The organism is Mesorhizobium sp. M0678 (assembly GCF_040320505.1).
In the GTDB taxonomy this organism is placed as follows: Bacteria; Pseudomonadota; Alphaproteobacteria; order Rhizobiales; family Rhizobiaceae; genus Mesorhizobium.
Map to the genome: position 1 here is coordinate 239,455 of NZ_JAMYPT010000008.1, position 12,363 is coordinate 251,817.

9 protein-coding genes are annotated in these 12,363 nt (G+C 62.3%); 4 read left to right on the top strand and 5 right to left on the bottom strand.

All coding sequences use genetic code 11. The features are described 5' to 3' along the window. Nucleotides 1–71: 71 nt before the first annotated feature. Nucleotides 72–1,385 (bottom strand): NAD-dependent dihydropyrimidine dehydrogenase subunit PreA, encoded by a 1,314-nt coding sequence (preA, locus tag NKI29_RS17385; RefSeq protein WP_352796790.1) that lies wholly within the window; start codon nt 1,383–1,385, stop codon nt 72–74. Between the two features lie 2 nt (nt 1,386–1,387). Continuing rightward, nucleotides 1,388–2,752, bottom strand: coding sequence for an NAD(P)-dependent oxidoreductase (locus tag NKI29_RS17390; protein WP_352796767.1), 1,365 nt, complete (start codon nt 2,750–2,752; stop codon nt 1,388–1,390). Between NKI29_RS17390 and NKI29_RS17395 the strand changes: the two genes are divergently transcribed. From NKI29_RS17395 to NKI29_RS17405, 3 genes are all read left to right on the top strand, one after another. Next, a complete protein-coding gene (locus tag NKI29_RS17395) occupies nt 2,729–3,391 on the top strand; it encodes a hypothetical protein (RefSeq protein WP_352589360.1) in 663 nt (220 codons plus the stop codon). The genes NKI29_RS17390 and NKI29_RS17395 overlap by 24 nt on opposite strands. A gap of 279 nt (nt 3,392–3,670) precedes the next feature. Then, nucleotides 3,671–4,447, top strand: a complete 777-nt coding sequence (locus NKI29_RS17400) for a VOC family protein (RefSeq protein WP_352647022.1) — start codon at nt 3,671–3,673, stop codon at nt 4,445–4,447. A 155-nt stretch (nt 4,448–4,602) separates the two neighbouring features. After that, the gene (locus NKI29_RS17405; protein WP_023675853.1) at nt 4,603–4,995 is read left to right on the top strand and encodes a DoxX family protein; all 393 of its coding nucleotides are present in this window, start codon (nt 4,603–4,605) and stop codon (nt 4,993–4,995) included. Between the two features lie 4 nt (nt 4,996–4,999). Here NKI29_RS17405 and NKI29_RS17410 read toward each other — a convergent pair whose 3' ends face one another. Together NKI29_RS17410 and NKI29_RS17415 are read right to left on the bottom strand one after the other, a co-directional pair. After that, nucleotides 5,000–7,441: a GcvT family protein gene (locus NKI29_RS17410; protein ID WP_352796769.1), complete on the bottom strand. Its 2,442-nt coding sequence runs from the start codon at nt 7,439–7,441 to the stop codon at nt 5,000–5,002. A gap of 79 nt (nt 7,442–7,520) precedes the next feature. Next, on the bottom strand, nt 7,521–9,059 hold the full coding sequence (locus tag NKI29_RS17415; protein WP_023675851.1) for a trimethylamine methyltransferase family protein: 1,539 nt from the start codon (nt 9,057–9,059) through the stop codon (nt 7,521–7,523). A gap of 218 nt (nt 9,060–9,277) precedes the next feature. On the opposite strand from NKI29_RS17415, the gene NKI29_RS17420 reads away from it, so the two are divergent. Further along, nucleotides 9,278–9,868, top strand: coding sequence for a transglycosylase SLT domain-containing protein (locus tag NKI29_RS17420; protein WP_352796772.1), 591 nt, complete (start codon nt 9,278–9,280; stop codon nt 9,866–9,868). A 14-nt stretch (nt 9,869–9,882) separates the two neighbouring features. On the opposite strand, the gene NKI29_RS17425 is transcribed toward NKI29_RS17420, so the two are convergent. Continuing rightward, a complete protein-coding gene (locus NKI29_RS17425; RefSeq protein WP_023675849.1) occupies nt 9,883–12,303 on the bottom strand; it encodes a dipeptide ABC transporter ATP-binding protein in 2,421 nt (806 codons plus the stop codon). Nucleotides 12,304–12,363 lie beyond the last annotated feature (60 nt).

Below are 12,363 nucleotides of genomic sequence, written 5' to 3' on the forward strand. Positions count from 1 at the left end.
CGTGGATAACTTTTATCCTCAATAGGAAAGTCAAAAAGCGGCGCCATGAACGCCGCTTTTTTTTCGCAATGCTATTCCGCCGCCACCTTGGCCATCGGATTGTTCGGATGCGTCGTCCAGTTGGCATAGATCGGCGACACTGGCCTACCAGTGCGCTCGTCGATCGCGCCAACCGCCAGTGGCTCCATGGTGATGCAGTTCTCGACCGGACAGACATTGACGCAGAGATTGCAGCCGACGCATTCGGCCTCGATCACCTCGAAATGCCTGACGCCATCGACGATTGCGGTGATCGCCTGGTGCGAAGTGTCCTCGCAGGCAATGTGGCAGCGGCCGCATTTGATGCAGGCATCCTGGTCGATATGCGCCTTGGCGACGTAGTTGAGGTTGAGATACTGCCAGTCGGTGACGTTGGGCGTGGCACGGCCGACGATGTCGTCGAGCGTGGCATGGCCCTTCTCGTCCATCCAGTTTTCCAGGCCGGCGATCATCTCCTGCACGATCTTGAAGCCAAAGGTCATCGCCGCCGTGCACACCTGCACATTGCCGGCGCCAAGCGCCATGAATTCGGCGGCGTCACGCCAGGTGGTAATGCCGCCGATACCGGAGATCGGCAGGCCCTTCGTTTCCGGGTCGCGCGCGATCTCGGCCACCATGTTCATGGCGATCGGCTTCACCGCCGGGCCGCAATAGCCGCCATGCGAACCCTTGCCGTCGATCGTCGGCTCCGGTGCGAAACTATCGAGACTGACGCCGGTGATCGAATTGATGGTGTTGATCAGCGACACCGCGTCGGTGCCGCCGGCAAGGGCAGCGCGTGCCGGCTTGCGTATGTCGGTGATGTTGGGCGTCAGCTTGGTGATGACAGGCATGCGCGTATTGGCCTTGCACCAGCGCACCACCATTTCGATGTATTCCGGCACCTGGCCGACCGCCGCACCCATGCCGCGTTCCGACATGCCGTGCGGGCAGCCGAAATTGAGCTCGATGCCGTCAGCGCCGGTCTCCTCGACCACCGGCAGGATCGCCTTCCAGGCATGCTCCTCGCACGGCACCATCAGCGAGACGACGATCGCCCGGTCGGGCCAGTCCATCTTGACCTGCTTGATCTCGCGCAGATTGACCTGCAGGTCACGGTCGGTGATCAGCTCGATATTGTTCAGGCCAAGCAGGCGACGATCGGCGCCCCAGATGGCGCCGTAGCGCGGCCCGTTGACGTTGACCACCGGCGGCCCTTCTTCGCCGAGCGTCTTCCAGACAACGCCGCCCCAGCCAGCCTTGAAGGCGCGGATGACGTTATAGGCCTTGTCGGTCGGCGGCGCCGAGGCTAGCCAGAACGGGTTCGGCGATTTGATGCCGACGAAATTGTTGCGGATGTCTGCCATGCTCATGCCCTCCCGTTCGAGGTCAGTGCCCGATGAATGCTTTCCGCCGCGTCGCGGCCTTGTGCGACGGCCGAGACTGTCAGGTCGTCGCCGCCAAAGATGCAGTCGCCGCCGGCCCAGACGTTTGGCAGCGAGGTGCGGCCTTCGGCGTCGACCTTGATGCGGCCGGCTTCCAGGTCAAGCAAAGCCCCGCTGCCGTTGAGCGCAGCCGGGACAAAACTCTGGCCGATCGCCTTGAACACCTGGTCGGCGACGAGCGTCAGCCGCTCGCCGGTGCCGACGAGCCGGTCGCCGTCCATCGCGGTGTATTCGAGCTCGATCGCCGACACCTTGCCGCCGTCGGCAATGACCCGCTTCGGCTGCAACCAGTGCCGGATGATGACGCCGTTGGCGGCAGCCAGATCCTGCTCGAATTCGGAGGCGTTCATGTGCTCCGGGTCGCGCCGATAGCAGATCGTTACCTCTTCGGCTCCGAGCAGCTTCGATTGCACCGCCGCGTCGATCGCCGTCATGCCGCCGCCGATGACGACAACACGCCGGCCGACCGGCAGGCTGGCCAGATCACTGGCCTGGCGAAGCTCGGCAATGAACTCGACAGCATTGCTGACGCCCGGCGCCTCCTCGCCATCCGCTCGCAAGGCATTGACGCCGGCAAGCCCCATGCCGAGGAACACCGCATCGTAATTCCTGGTCAGATCCGACAGCTGGTAATCACGGCCGAGCGCCTTGCCGTTCTGGATGTCGATGCCGCCGATCGACGTGACATAGTCGACTTCAGCCTGGGCGAAATTGTCGACGCTCTTATAGGCGGCGATACCGTATTCATTGAGGCCGCCGGGCTTTGGCCGAGCTTCCAGGATGGTCACGTCGTGGCCGTAGCGGGAGAGCCGATGCGCGGCGGCAAGCCCCGCCGGTCCGGCGCCGACCACGGCGACCGTCTTGCCGGTCGGTTCGGGGCGCTCGTAGAACTGCTTGTTTTCGGCCATGGCGACATCGGTGGCGTAGCGCTGAAGGCGACCGATCTGCACCGGCTTGCCTTCGGCCACCTCGCGCACGCAGACTTCTTCGCACAGCGTCTCGGTCGGGCAGACGCGGGCGCACATGCCGCCCAAAATGTTCTGATCAAAAATAGTCTTGGCTGAGCCGATCGGATTGCCCGTCGAAATCTGGCGGATGAACAGCGGGATGTCGATCGAGGTCGGGCATGCATTCATGCACGGCGCATCATAGCAGAAATAGCAGCGGTCGGACTCGACCAGCGCCTCGTGATGATCGAGCGGCGGGTGCAGGTCGGCGAAGTTATCAGCATATTGGTCCGGCGAGAGCCGCCCGCCGGCAATGCCTTGCTTGAACTGGCCTTCTGGCATCGTCAGTTCCCCATGTTCTTGTTTTGGGGAAGGCTAGCACGTTTTATTTTTTTATCAATTGGTCAATTTTCGGTGCAAACCGCTGAAAGGGCTGAACAAAACATGATAGATGCACTCATGTTTTTTGAGCACCGTCCGTTGCGCCTCAAGGATGCGGCGCGCAGAATTGGCTATCAGGGCGGTAGGCGCTTGAGCATCGTGCGCGACTTTCAAACATTGGAGAAGGTGATGGACATTGTTCAGGAGGCGGTTCAGCGGTGGGAGCCTGTGCAAGATTTACCGCTGGCTGCCTGCCAGGTGTGGCGTCTGAAATCCGACAACTACTTTGAATTGGCCGTCGAAGGCGACTTCTTCGTCGGGACGTCCGAACGAACCCTCAAGATCAACTTCCACGGAGTGCTAGCAATTTCGGCTTATGACGACATGTTGGGAGTGACCCATGTCAGCGCTAGCAGCTCAATCCCCTTGATTGGCTCTGGCAGGCAAGCCTCCTATAGATGGCCCCTCCTCCGAGTCGAGAACTCGCACTGGTTGCGATCAATACCCGGGCCGACAGACGACTGTTCGCATTTCCTATTGCTCAGTCTCGAATGCACGGTAGAGGTGATTGCTCGTGAAGCCATAGCCGCTTGGATCTGATCACTGCGTTGCGCACCACGCCTTCCACAACCATTCCGGGCAGCGGGATAGGCCTTAGACTGGTGATGGTCCGCTCTGGTCAGGGAAGTGAGCGACATCCGGCGCATGGATCAACAACCCCTCGTTGACTGAGAGCAAAGTCGAAAACCGCAGGGCGCGCAACCCGGTAACATTTCCAATTTGCCGTCATCTTTTTTGGCCGCTGTCGGATTTTCGTCGTGAAGATCGTCCTAGAATGGATCGCGCATGATCGATGTACAAACCGCAAGGAGCACGACAATGCCACAGTCCCCCATGCCCTTCTTCTGGTACGAGCTGATGACCACCGATCTCGACGCCGCCGAGGCGTTTTACACCTCCGTGGTGGGCTGGAGGGGGCAGCCTTTCGAAGGGGCCCAGGGCATGCCGCGCTATATCGTCATGAATGTCGGCGAGCGCGGCGTCGGCGGGTTGATGACGCTGCCCGATGACGCGCGCAAGATGGGCATGCCGCCGGCCTGGGTCGGTTATATCCTCACCAGGGATGTCGATGCCGCAACGGCCTCCCTCAAGAAGGCTGGTGGCGCGGTTCACCGCGAGCCCGACGACATTCCTGGCGTCGGCCGCTTCGCCGTCGTTGCAGACCCGCAAGGCGCGATGTTCAACTTCCTGCAGCCCAGCGGCCCCGACCAGCCGCCGCTACAGTTGGCGACCCCCGGCAACATCGGCTGGCATGAGCTCTACACGTCAGACTGGAAGGCGGCGTTCGATTTCTATTCCAGCCAGTTCGGCTGGGAGAAGGGCGACGCCATGGATATGGGTCCGATGGGCGTCTATCAGCTTTTCGCCTTCGGCGGCGAGCCCGTTGGCGGCATGATGAACAAGCCCGAGCAGATCCCGGCGCCGGTCTGGCAGTTCTATTTCAACGTGCCCGGCATCGACGCGGCAGCCAAGCGCGTCACCGACAATGGCGGCAAGATCCTGATGGGTCCGATGGAGGTCCCCGGCGGCAGCTGGATCGTACAGTGCACAGACCCGCAAGGCGCGCACTTTGCTCTGACAGCGCCCGGGCATTAACGGCCGCGCTGATCGCGGGGCCGCCATCGTGCGGCCCCAAGGCTGCAGCACGCCTCACGACTCACTCACCGACAGTTGAATGCAGGCCGGACTATGTGAATGGTCCGGCCTTTGGCGATGACCTATGGCCGGGCTAGGTGAAAATGGAGTCGTAGATGAAGCTTTTCGAAGGCCTCGCCGGATATCAACCGTTCGCCCTTGCCGCCTTGCGCATCATGACGGCGCTGCAGTTCATTGAGCACGGCACCCAGAAACTGTTCAATTTCCCCGTCGGCGACCATGCCGGCACCATGAGCGGGCTATCGCTGACCGCGGCCATCCTGGAATTCGGAGGCGGCATCCTGCTGGTATTGGGGCTTTTCACCAGGCCGGTGGCATTCCTTCTCAGCGGCGAGATGGCGATCGCCTATTTCATGGCGCACATGCCGCGCGACTTCTTCCCGGTCAACAACGGCGGCGATGCGGCAATATCGTTCTGTTTCATCTTCCTGTATCTGGTGTTCGCCGGCGCCGGCGCCCTGGCGCTGGACAACCGCCGCGGTGCCTGAAACGTCACCCACGCATCCGCTCGAAATTCGCGTCGAACAGCGGGATCCGCTGCATGCGCGCAGCGTGGCGTTTGCCCAGAAGCTCAATCTCGAAGCCGTCGGCTTCGTCGGCAATCTCTTTCGGCACATAGCCGATGGCGACGGACTTTTTCGAATGATGCGCGTAGCCGCCCGACGTGACCCAACCGCGCACGGCACCGCCGTACCAGATTGCCTCGTCGCCGATGACGTCGGCATCGACAGTATCGACGACAAAGGCCCGCAGCCGCAGTCTGCCGCCTTGCTTGCGCTCGGCCAACGCCGCCTGCTTGCCGATGAAATCGGCCTCTTTGCCGTAGGCGACGAAGCGGTCGAGGCCGGCCTCCAGCGGCCCATAGATCGGCCGGTATTCGCGCGCCCATGAGCCGTAATTCTTCTCGAGCCGCAGCGCATTGAGCGCGCGCGAGCCGAACAGGCCGATGCCGAATTCCTCGCCCGCCGCCATCAGCGCCTGACAGGCGGCACGCTGATATTCCGGCGCCACCCAGATCTCGTAGCCGAGGTCGCCGGTGTAGCTGACGCGCCCGACCAGGCACGGCGCCATGCCGATATCCATCCTGCTGATGGCCATGAACGGAAAGGCCGTATTCGACACGTCAGATCGTGTGACCTTTTCAAGAAGGTTCCGCGCGCTCGGCCCGGCGATCGATAAGCCGGTGAGTTTTGCTCCCAGCGCCTCGATGCTAACAGAGTCGTCCTTCGGCAGGTGCGCTTCGAACCAGCGCATGTGGTACTGCTCGGCGACACCGCTGCCGGCCAGGAACCAATCCTTACATGCAGAATTTGGACCGCCGAGATTGGCCAGCGTGAAATCGCCGATTAGCCTGCCGTCTTCCTTCAGCATCGGCGCCAGCGTCATGCGGCCGGGCCTTGGCAGCTTGCAGGCCAGCAAGCGGTCGAGCCAGGTTGCTGCACCCGCGCCGGTCACTCTGTATTTGGCAAATGACGAGATTTCCGACAGACCAACGCGTTGCCGAACCGTCTCCACTTCTTTCGCGACATGCTCGAAGTCGCTCGAGCGGCGCCAGGAGAATTCGTCCTTGACCCCTTCGGGCGCATACCACAGCGGCACTTCCAGCCCATAGGCGACGCCCCATTGCGCGCCCTCGGCCGACAACAGATCATAGACCGGCGTCGTCTTGAGCGGTCGCCCAGCCGGCAGTTCCTCGTTCGGGAAGCGGATCGAAAACCGCCGCGAATAGTTCTCGCGCACCTTGGCGTTGGTATAGGCCATCGTCGCCCAGTCACCGTAGCGCGACACATCCATCGCCCAGATATCGGCGCCGGGATCGCCTTCGATCATCCAGTTCGACAGCGCCAGCCCGACGCCGCCGCCCTGCGAGAACCCGGCCATGACACCACAGGCCACCCAGAACCCCGGCAGGCCGCGCACCGGCCCGACCAGCGGATTGCCGTCCGGTGCGAAGGTGAAGGGCCCGTTGATGATCTGCTTGATGCCGGTGTTCTGGAAGGCCGGGAAATGCCGGAAGCCGACCTCCAGCGACGGCGCGATCCGGTCGATGTCGGGTTCGAGCAGCTCGTGGCCGAAATTCCATGGCGTCTGGAACTCGGACCAAGGCTTGTTGGCCTTTTCATAAGTGCCCATCAGCATGCCGCCGCGCTCCTGGCGCAAATACAGCTCGCCATCGAAATCCACGGCATGGATGATTTCGGAACCAGTCTTCTGGTTCCAGGCGGCGACTTCCGGCATGTCCTCGGTGATCAGGTACATGTGCTCCATCGCCAGCACCGGCAGCTCCAGCCCGACCATGCGGCCGACCTCACGCGCCCACAGGCCGCCGGCGTTGACGACATGCTCGGCCACCACCTCACCCTTGTTGGTGATGACACGCCACAACCCGTCGGCGCGCCGCACAATGTCCTCGACCTTGGTGAAACGCTCGACCTCGGCACCAAGCTTCCTCGCCGCCTTGGCGTAGGCATGGGTAACGCCGGACGGATCGAGATGACCGTCCTCCTTGTTGCGCACGGCACCGACGAACTGCTTGGGATCGAGCAACGGCATCAGCTCGGCCGCCTCATCAGGCGATATCTCCTCGAGCTCGATGCCGAGATAGCGGCCCTTGGCGACGACGCCGCGCAGCCAGTCGAGCCGCGCCTCCGTCGCTGCCAGCAAGACGCCGCCTGTCAAATGCACGCCGGTCGCCTGGCCGGACAGTTCCTCGATCTCCTTGTAGAGCGAGATTGTGTATTTCTGCAGCTTGGCGACATTGGGATCGCCATTGATCGTGTGCATGCCGCCGGCGGCGTGCCAGGTCGAGCCGGAGGTCAATTCATCGCGCTCCAGAAGCACGATGTCTGTCCAGCCGTGCCGGGCCAGATGGAACAGCACGGAGCACCCGACGACGCCACCGCCGATAACCACTACCTTTGCATGCGATTTCATGGGATTCTCTCTGACGTCAACGAGTTGGATGGGAACGATGAATTCGGGGAGGAGCCCCACGAGCGCGAGCCTTCGATCATCACGGCTCGCTTTGCCCGATCGCTTCCTTGCGCTTGGCCACGTACGTCTCAAGCGCCTCGCGCCTGGAGACTTCCATCACCGGCTCGACATAGTCCTCCAGCGCCTTCTTCCAAAGCCTCGTCGCCCGCGCCGTGGCATCGAGCCCGCCAGCCTCCTGCCAGGCCTCGAAATTTTGCCAGTTGGACAGCATCGGCTGGTAGAAGGCTGTGGCGTAGCGCTCCAGAGTGTGCGGCTCGCCGAAGAAATGGCCGCCGGTCGGAACCGCACCCAGAGCCTCGACAGCAAGCTCGGCCTCGTTGACCTCGATCGGGCGCAAAAACTCCATCATGTGCTGGATCATCTCGACGTCGATGATGAACTTTTCGAACGACGCTGTCAGTCCGCCCTCTTGCCAGCCGGCGGCATGGTAGACGAGGTTGCCATGGCCGAGCACCGCGCCCCACAGCGCCATCAGCGTCTCATAGGCGCCTTGCGCGTCGGCGGCATTGGAAGCCGAGCCCGGCGTTGTGCGATAAGGCAGGTTGTAACGCCGCGCCAACTGTCCGGACGCGATATTCGCCTTGGTGTTTTCAGGCGTGCCGAACGCCGGCGCTCCCGATTTCATATCGACATTGGAGGTGAAGGCGCCATACATCACCGGCGCTCCGGGGCGGACGAGCTGCGTCAGCACCACGCCGAACAGCGCCTCGGCATTCTGCTGGGCGAGCGCGCCGGCAAGCGTCACCGGGCTCATCGCCCCCATCAGCGTGAATGGCGTTACCGCCACCGACTGGCCGAACTCGGCCATCGTCATCAGCCCCTCGGCCATCATCTCGTCGAAGCGGCGCGGCGAATTGACCGAAATGATCGTGGTGACGCCGGGATCGTCGCGCATCTCGTCAAGCGTCAGTCCGCGCGCGATTGCCATCATTTCGATGCCGTCGAGCGCCCTGCCGCGGCCGATGGCCGAGACGTGAAAGCTTTTGTCGGTCAGTGTCAGATTGGCGAAATAGGTGTCGAGATGACGGGAATTCGCCGGCAATTCTACCGGCGCGCAGACCTGGTTGCCTAGCATGTGGATGCAGTTGAAATGCTGCGCCAGCCGGACGAGATCGGAATAATCGCGCAAATTGCCGGCACGGCGGCCGCGCTCCATGTCGTGCACATTCGGCGGCCCGGCGACGAGCGTGAAGTTGATGGTATTGCCGCCGAGGTGGACGGCATGGGCGGGATTGCGCGGCGTCAGCGTATAGCTGGACTGCGTCGTCTTCAGCGCTTCCTCGATCATGCCGCGATCGATGCGGACGTTCATCGTTGCATGATCGACCTTGGCCCCGGCCTTCTCGAACAGCGACAGCGCCCGCGGGCTCATCACCTCGATGCCGAAATTCTCCAAGATATGCATCGACGCCTGGTGGATCGCCTCGATCTGGTCGGCCGAGAGCATCGCCATTGGCGGATAGGGATTGGTGACGCGGCGCAACGGCAGTTGCGGGATGGCGGTCGGTCCCCTGTTGCTGGTTCGCTCGGCGCCGCGCTTGCGTCTTGGTTCGCTCATGCCGCGCATCAAAGCGCCGGCACGAGGATCGAGCTGTCAAGAATCCGCCACCTGCGGGCGTGATTTTAGCCAAGGCGGCATTCCGGGAATTTCACATCGGTAAAAGCGACAACAAACGTCGGAATGGTTATACTTGTTCCGCGTCAGGCAAAGCGGCCGATGAGCCGTTAAGGAACGCAGCAAGATTCCTTTTATGTTTTCGGCCTAATGCTCTTGCAATGCGTAGGTTGAGTTTTAGTAAAATTGTAGCGATTGCCGTGCCGCTGGCGCTTTCGGCCTGCGCGACGCCGCCGAACCACATCAACGATGTCTGCGCCGTTTTCGACCAGAATGACGGCTGGTTCGACAATTGGCAGGCGGCGGCACAACGCACCGAGCAGAAATACGGCGTGCCGGTTCCCGTGCTGATGGCGACGGTGCGCAAGGAATCCGGCTTCAAGAGCAACGCCAGGCCGCCGCGCACCAAGCTGCTGGGCTTCATTCCCTGGAAACATATCTCCAGCGCCACCGGCTTCTCGCAGGCGCTCGACGGCACCTGGGCGCAATACCAGAACGAGACCGGCAGCTGGGCGGCGCGCCGCACCAGGTTTGCCGATGCCGTCGATTTCGTCGGCTGGTATCATTCCAAGACCGCCGAGAGCCTCGGCGTCGCCCGCAACGACACCTACAATCTGTATCTCGCCTACTATCTCGGCTGGAATGCCTATAAGCGCGGCAATCGCGGCGACGCCGACGTGCAGCGCTATGCGCATGCCACCGAACAGATGGCGCAGGACTACGCCGCGCAGCTACGGCAATGCGCGCCCTAGCCTATTAACGGCTCTCAGCCGCCCTTGGGTTTGCGCGGCTTGCGCGTGGCGTCCTCGGCCTGTCGGCCGTCGCCGACAGTCGGCGGCATGATTGGTGCCACCTGGCTGTCGGCAGAGCTTGAGGTGCCGGTCTCTGAAACCTCGTCGCGAACCTCGTGACGGCGGGCTTTGGCGACCGCTTCGGCATTCTCCACTGCCTGACCCTCGGCATCGGCTTCAACGCTGCCAGTCTTGCCATGCGGGCGCTTGGGCGGATCTCCGGCAAAGCCCGGGCCAACACCGTGGTTTGCATCATCCGGCACGCCCTCATTTGCGGCGTGCTCCTTGTCGAATTTGATCACCGGCTCCATTTTCGCCAGCACGTCGTCGGACAGCCAGCACAAGCTCATATGGCCGTCGCCGAGATTTTTGACTGGCGGCACCTTGGTTTCGCAAAGGTTGTCCGGCACCAGTTTCTTGTAGCCGCAGCGCGTCTGGAACGGACAGCCGGACGGCGGGTTCATCGCCGAAGGGATGTCGCCCTCCAGCACGACGTGCTTCTTGACCACGCTTGTGTCGGCGATCGGGATCGCCGACAGCAATGCCTCGGTATAGGGGTGATAGGGCGGCGCGAATATCTGGTCGGTCGTGCCTTGCTCAACGATATAGCCGAGATACATGACGACGACGCGGTCGGCGATGTAGCGCACAACCGACAGATCGTGGCTGATGAACAGCATCGTCGTCTTGTTCTTGCGCTGGATGTCCATCAAGAGCTCGGTCACCGCGGCCTGGACCGACACATCCAGTGCCGAGACCGGCTCGTCGGCCACCACCACCTTGGCGTCGCCGGCAAAGGCACGCGCAACGCCGATGCGCTGTTTCTGGCCGCCTGAAAGCTGGCGCGGCTTGCGTGTCTCGAATGCCCTCGGCAGCTTCACCAGGTCGAGCAATTCCAGCATCCGCTTGCGGCGGTCGGCCACCGAGTCGCCGACATTGAACTTTTCCAGCGTACGGATGATCTGCGAACCGACCGAATGGCTGGGATTGAGCGTGTCGAACGGATTTTGGAACACCATCTGGATCGATGACACCGTGTCGACGCTGCGCTTCTCGATCCCGGTCGACTGGATCTCCTTGTTGCCGAGCTTCACGCGGCCGGAGCTTGCCGTTTCGAGGCCGAGCAGCACCTTGGCCAGGGTCGATTTTCCGCAGCCGGATTCGCCGACGATAGCGACGGTCTCGGATTCGCGCGCCATGAACGAGATCGTCTCATTGGCCTTGACGACACGGCCCTCGCTCGAGCCGAACACTTCGCTGCCGCCGACCTTGTAGTACTTCCGGAGGTCTTCGATCTGGAGCACCGGCGCACCGGGCACCACCCGCTCGTTGACCTTCTTGGCGCCGGGTGGCAGCGCCTCCCAGTCGATCTCGTTGAAGCGCACACAGCGCGAGAAATGCCCGTCATGGCCTTCGACCGCGATCATCGGAATTTCGGCGGCGTTGCAGACGCCCTCGACGAAATGGTGGCAGCGCGGGCCGAAATTGCAGCCCTTCGGCCGCTCGTGCGGTAGCGGCAACTGCCCCGGGATGGAGATCAGCGGCCGCGAATTTTTGTCGGCGCCCGGCAGCGGGATCGAGCGGAACAGGCCTTGCGTGTAGGGATGACGCATCCGGTCGAAGACGTCCTTGATCTTGCCGGTCTCCACCGCTTCGCCCGAATACATCACCGTGATGCGGTCGCAGGTCTCCAGGATCAGGCCGAGATTGTGCGACACGAAGATCATCGAGGTGCCGAACTTCTCGCCCAGCCCCTTGACCAGGTCGACGATGCCGGCCTCAACCGTCACGTCGAGCGCTGTGGTCGGCTCGTCGAGCAGAAGCAGCGCAGGCTTCGACAGCAGCGCCATGGCAATGACGATGCGCTGCTGCTGGCCGCCGGAAAGCTGGTGCGGGTAGGAACGCATCATGCGCTCGGGATCCGGCAGCTTCACCGCGCGCACCATTTCCAAGGCGCGTTTGTAAGCTTCGTCCTTCGACACCTTGTCGTGGATCAGTGGCACTTCCATCAGCTGCTGGCCGACCTTCATCGCCGGGTTAAGACTGGCCATCGGTTCCTGGTAGATCATCGCGATCTTGTTGCCGCGGATAGCTCGCAGTTCTTCGTCGGACAGTTCTCCCATGTCCTTGCCCTGGAATTTGATCTTTCCGCCAACGATCTTTCCGATGTTGGAGAGGTCGCGCATGATGCCCAGCGACACGGTCGACTTGCCGCAGCCGGATTCGCCGACAATACCCATCGCCTCGCCGGGCATGACCGTGCAGGAAAAATCCATGACCGCCGGGATTTCGCCCTTGCGGGTGAAGAAGGAGATCGACAGGTTCTCGATCTCGATGATCGGCCCATTGGTCGGCCCATTGGTCGGCTTGGCGGGATTTCGAACTGCCTCATTCATGGGTCGCTCCAATCCTTGTTCTTCAGGCATGTCGGGCCGAACCCGGCATCGATCTTCCCG

Excerpts from the sequence above, each read along its gene's own strand:
- NKI29_RS17390 (WP_352796767.1), bottom strand. The coding sequence starts at position 2,752 with ATGCCAGAAGGCCAGTTCAAGCAAGGCATTGCCGGCGGGCGGCTCTCG.
- NKI29_RS17420 (WP_352796772.1), top strand. The coding sequence starts at position 9,278 with ATGCGTAGGTTGAGTTTTAGTAAAATTGTAGCGATTGCCGTGCCGCTG.
- NKI29_RS17400 (WP_352647022.1), top strand. The coding sequence starts at position 3,671 with ATGCCACAGTCCCCCATGCCCTTCTTCTGGTACGAGCTGATGACCACC.
- NKI29_RS17425 (WP_023675849.1), bottom strand. The coding sequence starts at position 12,303 with ATGAATGAGGCAGTTCGAAATCCCGCCAAGCCGACCAATGGGCCGACC.
- NKI29_RS17405 (WP_023675853.1), top strand. The coding sequence starts at position 4,603 with ATGAAGCTTTTCGAAGGCCTCGCCGGATATCAACCGTTCGCCCTTGCC.
- NKI29_RS17415 (WP_023675851.1), bottom strand. The coding sequence starts at position 9,059 with ATGAGCGAACCAAGACGCAAGCGCGGCGCCGAGCGAACCAGCAACAGG.
- NKI29_RS17410 (WP_352796769.1), bottom strand. The coding sequence starts at position 7,441 with ATGAAATCGCATGCAAAGGTAGTGGTTATCGGCGGTGGCGTCGTCGGG.
- preA (WP_352796790.1), bottom strand. The coding sequence starts at position 1,385 with ATGGCAGACATCCGCAACAATTTCGTCGGCATCAAATCGCCGAACCCG.